10 protein-coding genes are annotated in these 16,655 nt (G+C 49.0%); 2 read left to right on the top strand and 8 right to left on the bottom strand.

The window, feature by feature from the left end; genetic code table 11:
* The first annotated feature begins 521 nt into the window (after nucleotides 1-521).
* Nucleotides 522-2,369, top strand: coding sequence for a glutamine--fructose-6-phosphate transaminase (isomerizing) (glmS, locus tag K2G41_RS10170; protein WP_300117838.1), 1,848 nt, complete (start codon nucleotides 522-524; stop codon nucleotides 2,367-2,369).
* A 98-nt stretch (nucleotides 2,370-2,467) separates the two neighbouring features.
* On the opposite strand, the gene K2G41_RS10175 is transcribed toward glmS, so the two are convergent.
* From K2G41_RS10175 to K2G41_RS10190, 4 genes are read right to left on the bottom strand one after another with little or no spacing between them, the layout of a single operon-like run.
* The gene (locus K2G41_RS10175) at nucleotides 2,468-4,660 is read right to left on the bottom strand and encodes a HEAT repeat domain-containing protein (protein WP_300117840.1); all 2,193 of its coding nucleotides are present in this window, start codon (nucleotides 4,658-4,660) and stop codon (nucleotides 2,468-2,470) included.
* Nucleotides 4,661-4,702: 42 nt separating this feature from the next.
* Nucleotides 4,703-6,259: a DUF6850 family outer membrane beta-barrel protein gene (locus K2G41_RS10180; protein WP_300117842.1), complete on the bottom strand. Its 1,557-nt coding sequence runs from the start codon at nucleotides 6,257-6,259 to the stop codon at nucleotides 4,703-4,705.
* Nucleotides 6,260-6,282: 23 nt separating this feature from the next.
* Nucleotides 6,283-7,524 (bottom strand): DUF4876 domain-containing protein, encoded by a 1,242-nt coding sequence (locus K2G41_RS10185; RefSeq protein ID WP_300117844.1) that lies wholly within the window; start codon nucleotides 7,522-7,524, stop codon nucleotides 6,283-6,285.
* A gap of 59 nt (nucleotides 7,525-7,583) precedes the next feature.
* Entirely contained in the window at nucleotides 7,584-10,412 is a 2,829-nt protein-coding gene (locus K2G41_RS10190; protein ID WP_300117846.1) for a TonB-dependent receptor, read from the bottom strand.
* 484 nt (nucleotides 10,413-10,896) lie between these two features.
* Between K2G41_RS10190 and rbr the strand changes: the two genes are divergently transcribed.
* A complete protein-coding gene (gene rbr, locus K2G41_RS10195; RefSeq protein ID WP_300117848.1) occupies nucleotides 10,897-11,481 on the top strand; it encodes a rubrerythrin in 585 nt (194 codons plus the stop codon).
* Nucleotides 11,482-11,743: 262 nt separating this feature from the next.
* Here rbr and K2G41_RS10200 read toward each other — a convergent pair whose 3' ends face one another.
* From K2G41_RS10200 to K2G41_RS10215, 4 genes are all read right to left on the bottom strand, one after another.
* Nucleotides 11,744-12,556 carry an SDR family oxidoreductase gene (locus K2G41_RS10200; RefSeq protein ID WP_300117850.1) on the bottom strand — a complete coding sequence of 271 codons (813 nt, stop codon included), beginning with the start codon at nucleotides 12,554-12,556 and terminating at the stop codon, nucleotides 11,744-11,746.
* 60 nt (nucleotides 12,557-12,616) lie between these two features.
* Nucleotides 12,617-13,780 carry a mannonate dehydratase gene (gene uxuA, locus K2G41_RS10205; RefSeq protein ID WP_300117852.1) on the bottom strand — a complete coding sequence of 388 codons (1,164 nt, stop codon included), beginning with the start codon at nucleotides 13,778-13,780 and terminating at the stop codon, nucleotides 12,617-12,619.
* 147 nt (nucleotides 13,781-13,927) lie between these two features.
* Nucleotides 13,928-14,599, bottom strand: coding sequence for a bifunctional 4-hydroxy-2-oxoglutarate aldolase/2-dehydro-3-deoxy-phosphogluconate aldolase (locus K2G41_RS10210; RefSeq protein ID WP_300117854.1), 672 nt, complete (start codon nucleotides 14,597-14,599; stop codon nucleotides 13,928-13,930).
* A gap of 210 nt (nucleotides 14,600-14,809) precedes the next feature.
* On the bottom strand, nucleotides 14,810-16,123 hold the full coding sequence (locus K2G41_RS10215; protein WP_300117856.1) for a pectinesterase family protein: 1,314 nt from the start codon (nucleotides 16,121-16,123) through the stop codon (nucleotides 14,810-14,812).
* Nucleotides 16,124-16,655: the final 532 nt, after the last annotated feature.

Consider the following 16,655-nt stretch of genomic DNA (forward strand, 5'->3'; position numbering starts at 1 on the left):
CTTGTTATCATCCCTAGGAGCTCCGCCGCTGCGGGGCTTGCTTCTCAAAAGCGGGTGCAAAGGTAGGAACTTTCATCTTTCCCTCCAAATTTTCACGGGTATTTTAATATAAATTTAACAGTCAAAGGCCAATTCGACACTTATTCACATTATTATATATAATAGAGCAATAAATATTAAATATTGATTTTGCAGTATATCCACTTCACCATCTAACTCGCAGACTACATCTGAAGATATTTCACTAATTTTCCATCAAAATAAGTATATACCTGCAAAATAATTCAAAAACTTGCCATTTTCAAAAATCTATTCCATGAATTTACCTCAAAAATTGGGTAAATAGAGCAAATTTTCGTATATTTGCAGAAATTTAGGGTTACGAACAACCTTTCTTGAGGAATGTACGACCTTGAATCTTGTAAATTTTTCAACTCTTAATCTTCTACCGGGGCACTCTTCTCCTTAAAAAACGCCACGGAAGACCAGTTAATCAAAACACAACTTAATTTACAGACTTTATGTGCGGAATTGTTGGATATCTTGGCTCGAAAGGAGCTTACGAGATATTAATACAAGGGCTCAAGCGTCTTGAGTATCGCGGTTATGACAGTGCAGGTGTTGCACTGCTTGACTGCGACGGAAAGCTTAATGTCCATAAATCACAGGGCAAAGTATCAAATCTTGAGAAAGTAGCTCAAGCTGGGAATACAAACGGTTCTGTCGGTATCGCTCACACTCGCTGGGCAACCCACGGTGAACCGAACGATATCAATGCCCATCCACATGTATCGCAGAGCGGCATGATCGCCCTCGTTCACAACGGCACTATCGAGAACTATGCCGTCCTAAAAAAGGTCCTTATGGATCATGGTTATGAATTCAAAAGCGAGACCGACACAGAAGTGCTCGTCCAGCTCATTGAATATATCAAACTCACATCCTCCTGCTCGCTCCTCGATGCCGTGCGTGCCGCCCTCCTTCAGGTGGAAGGAGCCTATGCCATCGCTGTCATCGAGCAGAATGACCCCGACACAATGATCGTGGCCCGTAAGAGCTCACCGCTTGTGATCGGAGTTGGCGACGGTGAGACTTTCATCGCATCCGACGCCACACCTATCATTGATTACACAGACGAGGTCATTTATCTTAACGACAACGAGATCGGTATCATCCGTCGCAACGAGCCTGTTCAGGTAATCTCTCTCGAAAGCAAAGAGCCATCCGCCATCAACATTCAGAAACTCAAACTCTCTGTGGCTCAGTTGGAGAAAGGTGGCTACGACACTTTCATGCTGAAAGAAATTTTCGAGCAGCCCTCGACGCTGCGTGACTGTCTGCGCGGCCGAATCGTTGACAACTGCTCACGGGTAGTACTCTCCGGAGTTGAGCTCAACAAGGAGCGTTTCATGAAAGCAGAGCGTATCACCCTCGTAGCATGCGGCACCTCATGGCATGCCGCCCTTATCGGTAAACGTCTCATTCAGGACTTCTGCCAGATCCCTGTCGAGGTTGAATATGCATCCGAATTCCGTTACGGCAATCCAGTCCTTAACGATAAAGACATCGTCATCTCAATCAGCCAGTCGGGAGAGACTGCCGATACACTCGCTGCCATCCAGCTTGCACGTCAGAAAGGCGCATTCGTCTATGGTGTCTGCAACGTAGTCGGTGCATCAATTCCCCGCAATACCGATTCAGGCACCTATATCCACGTAGGTCCGGAGATCGGTGTGGCTTCAACAAAAGCATTCACCGGACAGGTGACAGTACTCACCCTCCTCGCACTCTCTATTGCTCAGCTGCGCGGGACTATCCGTCCGGAAAAACTCCACGAGATCCTTTCGGCTCTTGAGCGTCTTCCTGAGACCATCACTGAAGCCCTCAAAGTCGATCCGGAGGTCAAGAAACTCTCGCGTATTTTCGCATACGCCCACAACTTCCTCTATCTCGGTCGTGGATACAACTATCCGACAGCACTCGAGGGCGCGCTCAAACTCAAGGAGATATCCTATATCCATGCCGAGGGCTATCCTGCCGCAGAGATGAAACATGGTCCTATCGCCCTTATCGACCACGAAATGCCAAGCGTAATCATCGCGCCCAGCGATTCCCTCTATGACAAGATCATATCTAACGTACAGCAGGTCAAGTCACGTGGCGGAGCAGTCGTTGCCATCGTCTCTCACGGCAATCAGGCGATGAACGATATCGCCGATTTCTGCATCGAAATCCCCGAAGCACCCGAATGTCTAACCCCGATTGTAGCATCAATTCCTCTCCAGCTTCTTGCCTACTACATCGCGGTCAACAAGGGAAAGAATGTGGATCAACCCCGTAACCTCGCAAAATCAGTAACTGTGGAATAAACCACCGCTACTAAGACATATAAAAATACTCGGCCCTGCATTCCGGAAAAACCGGAATGCAGGGCCGAGTATTTTTATCGGAATGCTACAGCCTAATCTCATTCTACGGGTGAGCCAAGTCGTGCCGCACTCTTGGCGGCCTCGGAACGCACCTTGGCACTGAACTTCTCATCCTTAGAAACATCCTTCAAACGAGCAGCGATCTGAGGGGCACGATACGAATAGTTGAACCAGCCCAAAGCTTCGACAAGCGACACACGCAGCTCATCATTGTCACACGTATCTATGTAAGCCAGCAGCTCATCCACAGAAGGATGAAGGGGATTATTACGCATCTGGCGCACAAATGCCTTCATTTCCCGCACGTCAGGTTTGGCCGATTTAAGCATTTCAACCTCTTTTTCATACTTCTTTGATGAAAAACGATCGGCAATGCTCTCTTTTGCCTTGTTCATCATGTCGGCCTCATCGTAGGCATACTTATAGGGTCTTTGAGCCTCTAATTCCGCAATCAGGGCATCGTAATCGAAGAGAGGCATAGCCATCTGGAGCTGGAAGTTGACACGTTCACCCTTTAGCTCATTGGAATATGCCTTAACGACTGCCGGGAGCAGTTCCGGACTACCGTTCTTACCTGCAAACACAGCTGAGAAACGGCGGATAAGTTCGTAGCCGTCGTTAAGTCCGAGTTTGATCACCTCGACGAATTCCTGACCGGGCTGACGGGAAAGTAGCATCATGGCCGCCAAGCGCACAAGATAGCTGTCTGAAGTCTTGAAGGTGTCAAGCAAACCGGCTGCGTTCATCTCACCCGCTTCCACAAGCTTCTCAATGGAGAGAGACCGGACGGCAGGATAAGGAGACGAAGCAAGCTGCTTCTTCCAGAATCCTACCGGGGCATTGAGCGATGCATTCAGATCATAACCTAATGTATCCTTAGGCATGAAAGCAAATGTCGGATCACCGATAACGTGTGATTCCAGATAAGGATTATACTTGACAAAGTTACCGACACGCATACCGAGACCCAAAAGTCCGATATTCTTGTCACACCATTTATCCTGAAGCGAGTTGACTGAATTTGCAATAGCTACGACACAATCTCCATCACCGAAGATGTATCCCCCCGCTATGTATTCTGGGTTGTTGAACGCGCCATTGAAACATGCGTCAAGCATGACCACACGCGCATTCGGTTTGTATTTTCCGAAATCATAGATGTGGAGGTCAAGCTGGTCATCATAGATGGAATCAGCCGCGATCGAGGCAGGCGTCATCACATCGTCAAACCAATCGAAGGGCACATCGAAATTCCTTACATAGTACATTTTTGCCGAGTCGAGCGGAGTCCCGCGATCCACAGCCGAGCGTATCTTCGAGCGGAAGAAACGATTGGCCGCCTCAAGCTGATCCTTTGTGCTGCGGGGATCAGGATAGCGATTGATATATTCTTGCTTCGGAGAGCCATGATGATGCAGGAGAGCCAGCGAGAGATCAGGTCTCTGCATTTGCGACATCAGCAGATACTTGGTGAAAGTGTTGTGCTTGTGATCGAGATAAGTGAGTGCCTGCGACTGGCCGCGCATCCACGGGAACTGTTCGAGATGACCGAGTTTCTCATCTATGCGGGCGACAGCCGACTCTGAATTATAACCCTGACCTGAGAAGTAGAGCATATTGTCCAGCTTATCACCCTGCTGCTTCACACGTACTACCTTTTTTAGATAGTCACGCAGATTCTCGTACTTGTCCTTTCCGTAGAAATCCATGCTCTTGATTCGGCCGGAATATAATGTCGGAGCTACGCGCTGCGGAGAGTCCGGACGCAGTGAGTAGTAGTAAAGGCCCGGCTTCTTCTCATCCTGACACACGTAATCGAATTTAAGCTCCAGATCATCGTAAAATCTGTCCGAAGGACAGGCCGAACGTTCAAGATTTTTCGGAGACTGAACGACCTTGAATGCCGATGAAAAATGCTGGGCATCCAGCAACATCGGGATAGGGATATCACCGACAAAGACCATGCCTTCGATCGGAGCTGTCTTCCGTTGCGACATCGTCCGGATTATCGAACGTATGGAATCCGGCTTGATCCCCTCCCCTATCACTACTATTTCAGGAGCGAGACCTTGCCCTTTGACCGATTCAGCATACATGGCAAGTTCGGGAGCGACCTTTGAATTACTCAGGCTATCGACAAAGATCGCAAATCCACGCGAGGCTGCCAAAGCCGAGACTGCACACCCAAGGGCCATTGCAACTACGACCGGACATATTTTTGAAAATTTCATTATTACTTAATTACTTATTCTTTTATAATTGAGATCGGGAGATCAGAATGTAAGTGACACTCCACAATTTACACGATTCATGTTCTTTCCCTTATAGACTTCTTCAGCGTCCAGACAGTGAGTCGTCCCACCATCGACATACGCACCGACTATAAAACTGCCTACGGGGATGCTGGCCTGTACACGTCCGTTGACAGAATAGGCCGATGAACTCAGATAGGCAAACATCGGCATCGTATATTCTTTCTCAAGTTCAAGCCCTGTGAAATCATAACTCGAAGAGAGTTTCCCGACATAGCCACCATTCACTCCCACTCCCAAACGGACATTCCTAACACGAAAATGCTTCATCACGCCAGCAGTCACGTCAAGCAGACTGTATTTACTGAAATAAAGTTCGGGATAGTTCTTTGTATCCGACGAGAGGTAACCGGCGCCAATTCCGACAGTTAGGGTAGGCACACCAGCCTTATCAAGAAGATCGAGACGATAATCACCGCCGAAGCTCGTGAGCGTCTGCTTGTGCTTGATCGACGATGACATCACCTCGTAATGGGTACTGCCGTTGACCGTCACACTTTTCTGGTCAAACCATTTGCCTTTCACATCATTTGTCTCGGCGCGAAGGCTCACGTTGTGCGCCATTCCTTCGCCGGTGATCGAAAATCGGTTCGAGACACGCATCACGTTATTTATGTAGTCACCACCTTTGAACTGATAGGTGCTTCCGCCATCCTTCGCACTCTCGAACTCATGGCTGTAGGTGACCTGCAGATAATCTTCCATCGAATCGGAGAATTTCATGCGCATGTCCCCTCCGGCAAACCACGATGTACCTTTAGCATCGCGCGTATATGACGAATTGCTCTGTGGGAAATATGTACCGAGACCGCTCATCAGATAGAAAGGATAATTGACCGCTGTAGCCACACACGTATATTTCGAGCTCTCGCTGAAGAGGTTCAGGCCACCGGTCAAACCGAGAGTATAACCCTTTATCATCTCCCAGCTCACACCGGGATTGAGCACGAAGCGCATACCTTTCGTCTCAAGACGGGGATCTTTCTCATCCGACATCACTCCGACATTATAGACAGTATTTACGCCAACCACAAACTTCGATGAAAGCCTGTAGGCCACGCGCCCGCTCACCCTGAAGCGTTCGGTATCATAGTCACTCGGCTCTGAATCCGCGAGTACAAACGGATTGAGCTTTGACTGATATAGAGTGGAGTTCCAACACTTCTGCCGGTCAGTCTCGTTAAAGTACTCGACACTTCCTTCAAACGAAATCCGCTCCAGACGTTTGATGCCATAGACATCCACGCCAAACCCATCCGAATGCCCTGAGGCATCTATGTTATGGTAGTCGCCTTGCTGCCAACGGTAGCCGGCATTAAGTATGGCGAGCTGACTCACGGGAATATCGATGATCGATACCGGATTCAGACTTCCGTCCTCCACATTATGGATGAAATTATAGTCCTTGTACTGTATCTGTTCCGGAAGGGAATTAGAGTTATCCCCCTCTCCGCCTGCAAAGGCAGAGACGGGGGATAAGAAAGTGACAAACGGAAGTATTACTGATAACTTTCGCATATTGTCTGTTGATTTTTAACTGATCAATTTGAGGGGATCACACCGGGAGTAGGCTCCTGATCGGAGAGGAAATCCTCGGTAGAATTGTTGGTATCTTTAAGTATCACTCGGCCATTCTCAACTTTCTCTACCTTACGACGGATACTCTTGCCCATATAGGGAGCATTCATGAATACCATACCGGCATCAACCTCGGCGCGCAGACGGATCACACGCTGCGAAGCCTTGTCCGCATTGTTGACTATGTTGAGACCGTCAAGCACATATTCCTGCGGGATCATGAGGAAAGTCGAAGAAGGAAGAGTTCCGTCAGGACGAGCCTTGAGGTTTGCAGGGTTATTCGCAAAGCTGATAGGATCTACACCTTCGGGAAGTTTGGCGAGAATGATGGCATTGCCGGTATAAGGCACAGTGAAATAGTTCTGAGTACCGTTTGCATAGATAACGGTCATGTTGGGCACATCAGGATTGTCAATAGCGACTGCAGGTTTGTAATCACCGAGGAAGACTTCATAATCGGCTTTTGAAAGATCCACGGGAGATTTCATTGCACCTTCAACCGAACCATCATACATAGCCTCTGTCTCTGCAGTGTGGTTCTGAGCCTGACTTGCAATCACGACGCTCTTACCGGGTTCTACGGGATAGGTTGTACCGTTTCCTACAAAAGCTACGGTATAGTAGCCGAGAGCATATTCCTTCATGATCTCGCCGTTCTCCATCCATGAAGTGGGGAGCATACCCTGTGAACCTTCGAGAATACCGAGGATGCAGTTATCGAGATAAAGCACCTCATCAGAGTTGTTGTAGATCTCAAAGAACTGGTCGCGCATATAAGGAGTCTTGCCATTAGGCTTAACCATGTTATAATATACTTCCTTGAACACGAAACCTCCTATGATACCCTCAGCGAGATCAAGCGAAACATTAGTGTTCTCATATACACTGATGCTCTTTGATGCACTATATGAAACTGAACGCACACCGTTGTTGGCACGCATTGAGACCTGCACGGTATATGTTCCGCCGGGAAGTTTGAATCCATAGCTTGCATTGACCTCATCCGAGGGGTAAGAACGTCCGGTCTGATCATTGGTCACGACAACAGAACCCGAAGTCAGGTCGCTTACCGAGACTCCCGAAGGAAGCACGAGGTTGACGTTAAGTTCATAGTTTGAAGCTACGTTGTCGTCATCACTGCTGCATGAGCTGACGAATCCTGCAAATGTAACCACCGCAATGATTGCGAAAAGTAATTTTTTCATCTTGTTTTTGTGATATGATTATTGATTAATATTTATTCAAAAATTACAACTCCCGGCGTTCAGAACCGGGCCTTTATCTCAGCACCGAAATACATCGGGCTGTACAGTTCCCGGTAACCACCAAGTTTGTCCTGACGATAGACATTGCTGAATTTAAGGAAATTATTGGCTATCACCGATACATTTATAATTTTACGGATCTCCTTCGTAAGCTTAAAGTTAAGCTGACAGGTCATCGGATAGTCCTGACGAGTGAAGTAGTCCGGATTTGTGTAGGTCGTCACCATATCCTGCGGACGTTCCACCGCCGAGGCATCCCAAGCGTGGTAATTCATCTCCTTGTCATAGTAACCTACAGGAGAAATTTCAAGAACCTGATTGCCGTTTGTTGCGGTAGATGTCTTATAGACAGGATTTCCTGCCGCATCCTCATAGATGTTGCGCTGGCTCTCGTGCCATACCACTTGGAATGTTGTTGACAGGATGAGCTGTATGACCGGAATATGTGTCACGAAACGGAAATTCGTATTTACTCGTGAAAGTATCGTACCGTTACCCTCCGGCATAAGGGCAAGGTAGGTGTTGTACTGGCTGATACCGTTAGCATCCACCCCTGTCACCACTCGGCTGGAGCTGAAAGAATTGCCGGTCGAACGGCGTTTGATCCAAAACCACGCACCATCCACGATCAGATCAGTCGAAAGCGGGCGTATCTTACCGAAGTTAAACGAGTATTCGATACCGTGCTTCCACGTGCTTGATGTGTTGGACGGTGTCGAGTATGCGCGGACCTCACGCTGATATGATGAGAGAGCTTTCTTTACGCTTCCGTCCGCCATCGTGTAGTAGAGAGCACCGTCCGCATAATGAGGGATAGTAGTGGTGGCCATATCGGCCTGCGGGATTGCATAACGATTGAACCCTACGCCGAGAGGCAGGGACATGAAGCCATATTCATTTCTAACACGCTCCGTAAAGAAGGTGACCGATCCGCTGACACCTTTTGCCCTACCGTTGAGACCGATCTCAAACTTGGTTGCACGTGAAGGTTTCAGATCCGGATTGGCTGTATTGCCTACCACTTCTGTGGTCATGATTGCAATATTACGCGGATCATCTATACCGGCATAGCTGTTATAGCTCACGAAATCAAAATAAGCCGGAGTTGGGTAGAGATAGGCCATCGTCGGCATTTTGCTTGCCAGACCCCATCCGCCGGCAAGTGCGAGACGGTTGAAAAATCCGTTGTTATCCGAATTAAGGAATTCATAATTGGCATTCACTCGCGGATCAACAGTAGTGATGTCGCCGCGCAGTGCCTGATCCTTGTCTATGAAAAGATGACTCAGACGGACACCCGGCTGCACGGTCAGCACAGTCTTGCCGAGACGATATTCCGTATGGTTCTCCACAAATCCAGAGATCGTGCTCATCGATGGGATGTCGCTATAGGAACGCGGACGGACTGTCTGTCCTTCCCCCTGCATCGGGGGGCGTTCGTGGTCATACACCATTCCTCCGCCATGATTGGCATTGAAGGCATAGTCAGCTCCGAACTTGAAATTCGATGTTCCCTTCGGGAAGATAAACGTGCGGTTGGCCTTGAGCTGTGCGAACACGTTTATTGGTTTTCCGTCGAGTGTGTAGTGGCAGAGATATGAACCGGGGAGGAAAGTGACCTGCATCTCACCGGGCTTATAAGAGTGTGAATAAGGTACGACTCCACTTCCCACACTCTTGTTGAAAATATCTTCCTGATGGATGTACTGGAACGATGCCGAGTACGTGAGGTTGGAGATCCAGCTGCGGTCAAGACGCCACATACCGTTTACCGCCAGACGGAAACTCTGCTCCTGATTCTTGTAATATTCATCCTTCAGCATAGCTTCGTCACTCTTGGTATCGCTGATGTTGCGGTAATATGTGGCCTTTGCGTTGAATGTAAGTGGTGTGGAAGTCTGCATGAATGTCTTTGAGTATGCCACATTGGCCGTGAGGCGGTCATAACCCATATAGGTCTTTCGGCGGTCAGCATTCGAATTGGTGTAATCAACACCGAAATTCAGCGAACTGTTGCTGCGGCGCAGACGCAGACCCTTGGACAGCGAGAAAAGCTTCGAGTTGGGATCGACCTTGGCTATCGCTTCCCACGGCGTCACACCGGCCTTCGTATTGATGATGACCGCGCCCGACGTAAGATTACCGTATTCAACCGACGGAATACCTCTGATCACTTCGATGGACTCTATATTGTCAGGTGAGATCTGACGCAGATCCACTCCGCGGCCCGATGTAGTCTGATCATTCATCGTGTTGGCGTTAACGGACGAGTTCGTGCCTGAACGGGCGGTGGAAAACACCTGCATGTTCGCATCGTTCGACAGCGGATTGCCATCCACCACCACAGCTGTGCCGAGAGCATTGTTGGCATTATCTCCCGCATTGATCTCTCGGATCGAAGCCTGCCCCGCATTGGTGAGGTCAGGATTCTTTGTGACAGCTCCGGGGAGGAGCTGCAACATATCCTCCACGCTCTTGGCCTGAAGATGTGAGATGGCTGACTGCCCTATGCGCGACGACGAACCCATCTTGCTCTCTTCAGCTGTCACGACAATCTCTTTCAATGCAAGACTTGAGGGACTGAGACGTAGCTCCGTTCCGCTCACATCAGCATTCTTGATGGTGATCTCACCTTTGAGAGTTTCAAAACCGAGATAGGTCACCTCATATTCATATTTGCCGGGATCAAGATTGGGTATCTTGAAGTTACCATCGACATCCGCTACTGCCCACTGCTGGGTATTGAGTTTCACAAGAGCGAGTTCGACGGGTTGATTGTCCTCGGTTGACACTATGACACCACTCCATGAAAAATTGGCGGACGACATAGACAACACGCTGAGCAACAGCGTGACCGATAATAAGATACTACGATATGACTGCATCAAATGGCTATTTTATTAAACTGAGAGAGGGGCATATCCGGAATTTAGGTTCCTCACCTGACATTCCCCATTGCATAGATTTAGTAAATGCAAAATTAGACATTCCAATTACTACCTACAATACCGACTTTTAGGTATTTCGCTATACAAAGTAACGATATTTTTTCATAATAATCGATACTTTTCATACATTTTAATATCTATTCAGGCTATTTTCAATAAAATTCGTATAAATATATTATTATTTTATATCACGATTTTCATTATATCCTCATCTCGGACTTACTGCCTTCAGCATACCAAGGATTAAATAAATTTCATCTATCCGTAAACCTTTCCCGTTTCTATAAGGTTTATATAGTAAATGAACGGAACAACGCTCATCTGACAATCAACTTACACTACATATTATTAAAATCACACAATTATGGCTACCAAAAGCATCAAAGGTACAAAAACCGAACAGAATCTTGTAATTGCCTACATGGCTGAATCATCAGCTTATACTCGCTATACTTACTACGCACAACAGGCCGATAAGGAAAACTACTATCCTATCGGTGAGATATTCCGTCAGACCGCTGCCAACGAGCTGCATCACAGCAAAGTATATTTTAAATTTCTCGAAGGCGGCAATCTCGCAGTCAACCTCGGTGTTGATGCCGGCGTGATCGGTGATACAGCTTCAAACCTTGCGACAGCAGCTGCAGAAGAAATGCAGGAGGGCGTAGATCTCTACACCAAGGCCGCACAAGTCGCTGATGAAGAAGGTTTCCCCGAAATCGCTGAACATTTCCGTGCTATCGCTACCGTTGAAAAGCGTCACCATGACCGTTTCGAAGCATACCTCAAGCAGGTTAAGGAAGGAACTGTATGGAAACGTGAGAAACCTATCACATGGCAGTGTCTCGTCTGCGGTTATCAGTACGAAGGCGTAGAGCCCCCGAAGGTATGTCCCGCATGTGATCACCCCTATCAGCACTACATCGCCCTTGACATGGACGAACTCTAAAACACGGGCGATCTCTGAAACACGGGTCAACTCTAAAAGAATCTTATTCAAAAACGAATCATATTCCGAATAGCCGGGGGTCTGCGACCCCCGGTCAAAAAAAGACCTCAAACCTAACGACGTCTGCAAAGATGTCCGTTAAATCAGATCGATCCTAATTATTGCAATCCTAAATAACGAATGAGGGAGCGCAGGCACTATCACCACCTGCACTCCCTCATTTCTTTTATTTTATCGCAACGATAATCTTAATCTTATCTTATTACATTGCAAACACATTGAAACCGCCATCAACGACAGCTACAGTACCGGTCACAAACTTCGAAGCATCCGAGATGAGATACTGGATCGTACCGCAAAGCTCCTCCGGCTCACCGAAGCGGCCGAACGGCGTCTGACGGATGATCGCCTCACCGCGTGCCGTAAGCGATCCGTCAGGATTTGTCAGCAGCGCACGGTTCTGATTAGTCACGAAGAAACCGGGAGCGATAGCGTTGACACGGATACCGGGAGTGAACTTCGCAGCCACCTCCGTAGCAAGGAAAGCGGTGAAGTTCGAGATACCGGCCTTGGCAGCAGCATAGCCCATCACACGGGTGATCGGACGGAAAGCAGCCATCGACGAGAAGTTGACTATGGCACCCTTACCGGCCTCAACCATCGGCTTGAGGAAAATCTGGGTGGGGATAACCGTACCTGTGAGGTTAAGATCGAGCACCTTCTGGAAGGCATCGATCTTCACGTCAAACATATTTCCTTCCGGAGCGATGACCGCACCTGCCATATTGCCACCGGCAGCGTTGAGCAGGGCATCCACGCGACCATACTTGGCCATGATGGCATCACAGTTGGCCTGAACGACTTCGGGATTCATCACATCGGTAACAAGAAACATCGCCTCGCCACCTTTAGCCTTGATTGCATCGACGATCTCGTCGCCCTCTTCCTGACGGCGACCGAGGATCACGACTTTAGCTCCCTGAGTGGCAAGATACTCGCCTATGCAGCGACCCAGCACACCTGTTCCGCCGGTGATGACCACTACATGGTCCTTCACTGAAAATAATTCGTTCATTATTATGAGTCTGTTTTTTTGATTCTATTACGAAATATTATTAAAATAGGTGTGGCCGACTTATTCCTTCTCAGCACCGATAGTAGCCATGATACCCGACACCATGCCGAGAGCAAGCATACGACCGTGGAACGAATAGCCCGCATTGTAGCCCATTTTCTCGTCGCCGAGCATCAGAGGAGCGTGATCGACACGCATCGGCACACCGGGACGCTTCTCCTCAAACGTACGCACTACGTCTATCAGTCTCGGATCGAGGTGAGTCGATTCCTTGAAGTCTCCGTTAGGCATCACGTTGCAGATACGGGCATGAACGAAGTGGGTGCGGTCGGCATACTTCTTGGCGAGTGCGGGAACATCGTTGTGAGCACCCGCGCTGAGTGAACCTGCGCAGAATGTCAGACCATTGTGAGGATTGGGGACGGCGTCAAGGAAAGCCTGAATGTCGGCATCGCAGGTGACGATACGCGGCAGACCGAGGATCTGCAACGGGGGATCGTCGGGATGGACACACATATTGATGTCATACTCGTCGCAGACAGGCATGATGGCCTCAAGGAAATATTTCATGTTCTCGCGGAGCTGATCGGCATCGATTCCGTCATAGAGCGCGAGAAGTTCGCGGAATTTGGCCACCGGATCGAGGTCATTTTCAGAAATGTTGCCGTTGACGAAGCCTTGGGTCTTGACAATGATGTTCTCGACCAGACGCTTCTCAGCCTCAGCGTCCATAGTGCCTTTAAGCTCTTCGACACGGGCGAGGGTGTCGGCGTCATAATCCTTCTCCGCACCTTCGCGTTTGAGGATATGGATGTCGAAGTAAGCGAACTCCGCACGGTTGAAGTAGAGGTTCGACGTGCCGTCAGGGTTAGGGTATTCGAGATCCGTGCGCGCCCAGTCGAGCACAGGCATGAAGTTGTAGCAGATGGTCTTCACACCGGCTTTGCCGAGATTGCGCAGTGACTCCTTATAGTTCTCGATAAGCTGATCGCGGTCCGGACCGGCATACTTGATGGACTCGCTGACGGGCAGACTCTCCACCACGCTCCAGCGCAGACCTGCTTTCTCGATGAAATTCTTCATCTTCTCCACCTCTTCGAGCGACCACACTTCGCCGTTGGGGATATGATGGAGTGAAGTAACGATGCCCTCGACACCTATCTGGCGGAGCATCTCAAGGGTGATTTTATCGTTGGGCCCGAACCAACGCCAAGTTTTTTCCATTTCAGGGATTCTGTTGGGGGTTTAAGACGTGAGTAATGTATGTGTATTTTTTAGCGAAAGGCGCAGACCGGGGAGGCACGATTGTGACTTCTCCCTTGACTGCGCCTGTCGATTTCTTTAATGATTAAGTTCTTCCGGTCTCACCGATTATTTCTTGCGAGCCTCGGCCACGTATGAGAGGGCTTCACGGCACTTGTCGGTGACATACTGCCAGTCCTGAGCAGCGACGCGGTCATTGGGGAAGAGCTTGGAGCCCATGCCGACACACCATACGCCAGCCTTGATCCAGCCCTCGATGTTCTCCTTGGTGGGTTCTACGCCACCGGTGACCATGAGCTTGCTCCAAGGCATGGGAGCGAGGAGACCCTTGACGAGTTTAGTACCGAGCACGTCGCCGGGGAAGATCTTGCAGAGGTCACAGCCGAGTTCCTGAGCTGCACCGACTTCGCTGACAGAGCCGCAGCCGGGAGTGTAGGCCACGAGACGGCGGTTACAGATGGGAGCGATAGCCGGGTTGAAGAGCGGGCCGACAACGAAGCAGGCTCCGAGCTGGATGTAGAGGGCGGCGGTAGCGGGATCGACAACCGAACCTACACCCATAGCCATTTCGGGGCATTCCTTAGCTGCATACTTCACCACCTCAGCGAAGACTTCGTGAGCGAAGTCACCGCGGTTGGTGAACTCGAAAGCACGGATACCGCCATCGTAGCAAGCCTTTACGACCTGCTTGGCCACTTCTGCATCCTTGTGGTAGAACACAGGCACAACACCGGTCTCGCCCATCTTGGCGAGCACTGCGATTTTATCAAACTTTGCCATAATTTCTTTGGGTATATTTAAGGATAAGATTTGAATGTATAGATTATCGCAAAGTTAAGCAATTCCCCCGAAACGCAAAAATAAAATCATCCCATTTCCGGTAAATAATATTCTTGATTCATCCCGCAGCCTCAAGCGGCCCTCATCGGGGCGAAGTGAACCGCTCCCACCGTTCCCCCATCCTCCTCTCCGCAAGGAATTAAGGGCAGATCATCTCAGCAGTGCCGTGCGGCCCATTGAGCCTGCGGCGTTGACGGGACGGATACGGATGGCACGGTTTACTTTTTCGATACGGTGTGATGTGCCGGTGACGGTAGCGATGATGTCGTCACCGTCGAAAACGACATATCCGATCGCACCTTCGACCGGTTCCCATTCAAGATGACCATCGGTGCAGGTGAGCCCCTTGACGGCAGGGAGAGGTTCCATCATGGCACGCGGATCCCATCCCTCCTCCGGACGGATCACGGCCTCGTAGGTATAGCGGTCAGCCTCATCCTTCGTGAGCCGGGTTTTCTCGGCATCACCTTCCAACACGTTACCATTCTTGCGGCTCTTGGTCGTAAAATGCGTCTTGCGCTGGCTCAGATCGAGAGGATTACCCTGACGGTCACGGCTGTTGTATTCGGCAAATACGGCAGGGATAGCTCCCATGTCGTCCCAGCCTTGAGGCGCGATAGGAATGAGCATAGTGGTGTTTATGTAAACCGTGCGGGGTGTTCCCTGCCACGGACGGCCGAGTTTCTGCTTGCCGTCGCGTGCCTCCTCGTTGCCGTCAATGACACAATCTTTGATCACGTAGCCCCATTTCTCTTCGTTATGGTTGGGGGCGACTATCACTGAACCGGAACGGACATTGTAAAACGTGGAATTCTCCACCATCACATCTCCGCCACCATACATATAATCCACCGCACCCTCGATATAGCAGTCACGCGCGTATGTGCGGGTGTCGGCGCGGTCGGGCGTGCGCCATGTATCCTGAAAGGATATCAATGCGCAGTCTTTCAGGGCGTGACGATCGGCATTACCGTAGAATGCCAGAGCCTGAGGCCCACTCCAAGTCTCTCGCCCCCAATCGTTTATATATGATATACTCTCAGAGTAGAAATCCGGAGCCTTGACAAAGACCACCGCACTGGTATTACCGGGACTTTTAACATCCGGATTGTTGCAGGAATATTCCCAGAAAGCGGAATTTGCGAAGCGTCCACCTTCCATGTTCCGTTGACCTTGATTAAGCTTGTGACGTATGGCAGTGCTATTTTTCCCCTGCCCTATCAGGTGGATATATGGTTTAGATTCGGGAATCACCACAAACTCATCGTAGTTTCCACTTTTCACCAATATGCGCCACGGACTCGTCAATCCTTCAGGAGCGGCAGCGACAGCCTCGCTAACCGTACGGTAGTCCCCCGAACCGTCGGCGGCGACAATGGCATGATAAGGAGATTCAACCGACGCCGACGCGATCAGCGGCATCAATCCGAGGAAAGGAAAGAGGATTTTATTGATTTTTTTCATTATTCAGTGTATTTGCAATTGGTTTTCAAGACATGGAAATGATTTAAACTTATTTCGAGTTTTTAAATAAGCAATTAAATATAGTGTACAAAAGAAAACAAGACCCACGTACACTGTACTTGACAAAGATACGATAAAATAAGATATTACCCTATCCTTAAACGGCAAAAAGAGTCTGTCAAAAATAAGTTGTACCATTGAAATTTTTAACGTTATACTTTACAAACTCAAGACTAAATGCCAGTAGGAGCTCCTATCTGTTGAGGCATTGCCTACTGAGACAATACATTATGGGTGACACTATTGGACAAATACCGCTTGTCAAGCGTTGATCTTGATGGCAGTAAATAGCATCTCTACCATGAGGTGAGGAGCGCGAATACCATGGTTGTATTCACCAATACTGATACGGAAGTTGACTATGATGTTCAAAATGATCGTTGGAACGTAAAGACATGATTACAAATACATAGTCAATAACCGCTGTAATGATACAGACGGAATTTTAGTTGACATGAACTTTACGTTTAAA

The sequence above is a fragment of the Duncaniella sp. genome, from assembly GCF_029056165.1.
Taxonomy (GTDB): Bacteria; Bacteroidota; Bacteroidia; order Bacteroidales; family Muribaculaceae; genus Duncaniella.

Excerpts from the sequence above, each read along its gene's own strand:
- K2G41_RS10185 (WP_300117844.1), bottom strand. The coding sequence starts at position 7,524 with ATGAAAAAATTACTTTTCGCAATCATTGCGGTGGTTACATTTGCAGGA.
- K2G41_RS10180 (WP_300117842.1), bottom strand. The coding sequence starts at position 6,259 with ATGCGAAAGTTATCAGTAATACTTCCGTTTGTCACTTTCTTATCCCCC.
- glmS (WP_300117838.1), top strand. The coding sequence starts at position 522 with ATGTGCGGAATTGTTGGATATCTTGGCTCGAAAGGAGCTTACGAGATA.
- rbr (WP_300117848.1), top strand. The coding sequence starts at position 10,897 with ATGGCTACCAAAAGCATCAAAGGTACAAAAACCGAACAGAATCTTGTA.
- K2G41_RS10200 (WP_300117850.1), bottom strand. The coding sequence starts at position 12,556 with ATGAACGAATTATTTTCAGTGAAGGACCATGTAGTGGTCATCACCGGC.
- K2G41_RS10175 (WP_300117840.1), bottom strand. The coding sequence starts at position 4,660 with ATGAAATTTTCAAAAATATGTCCGGTCGTAGTTGCAATGGCCCTTGGG.
- uxuA (WP_300117852.1), bottom strand. The coding sequence starts at position 13,780 with ATGGAAAAAACTTGGCGTTGGTTCGGGCCCAACGATAAAATCACCCTT.
- K2G41_RS10190 (WP_300117846.1), bottom strand. The coding sequence starts at position 10,412 with ATGTCGTCCGCCAATTTTTCATGGAGTGGTGTCATAGTGTCAACCGAG.
- K2G41_RS10210 (WP_300117854.1), bottom strand. The coding sequence starts at position 14,599 with ATGGCAAAGTTTGATAAAATCGCAGTGCTCGCCAAGATGGGCGAGACC.
- K2G41_RS10215 (WP_300117856.1), bottom strand. The coding sequence starts at position 16,123 with ATGAAAAAAATCAATAAAATCCTCTTTCCTTTCCTCGGATTGATGCCG.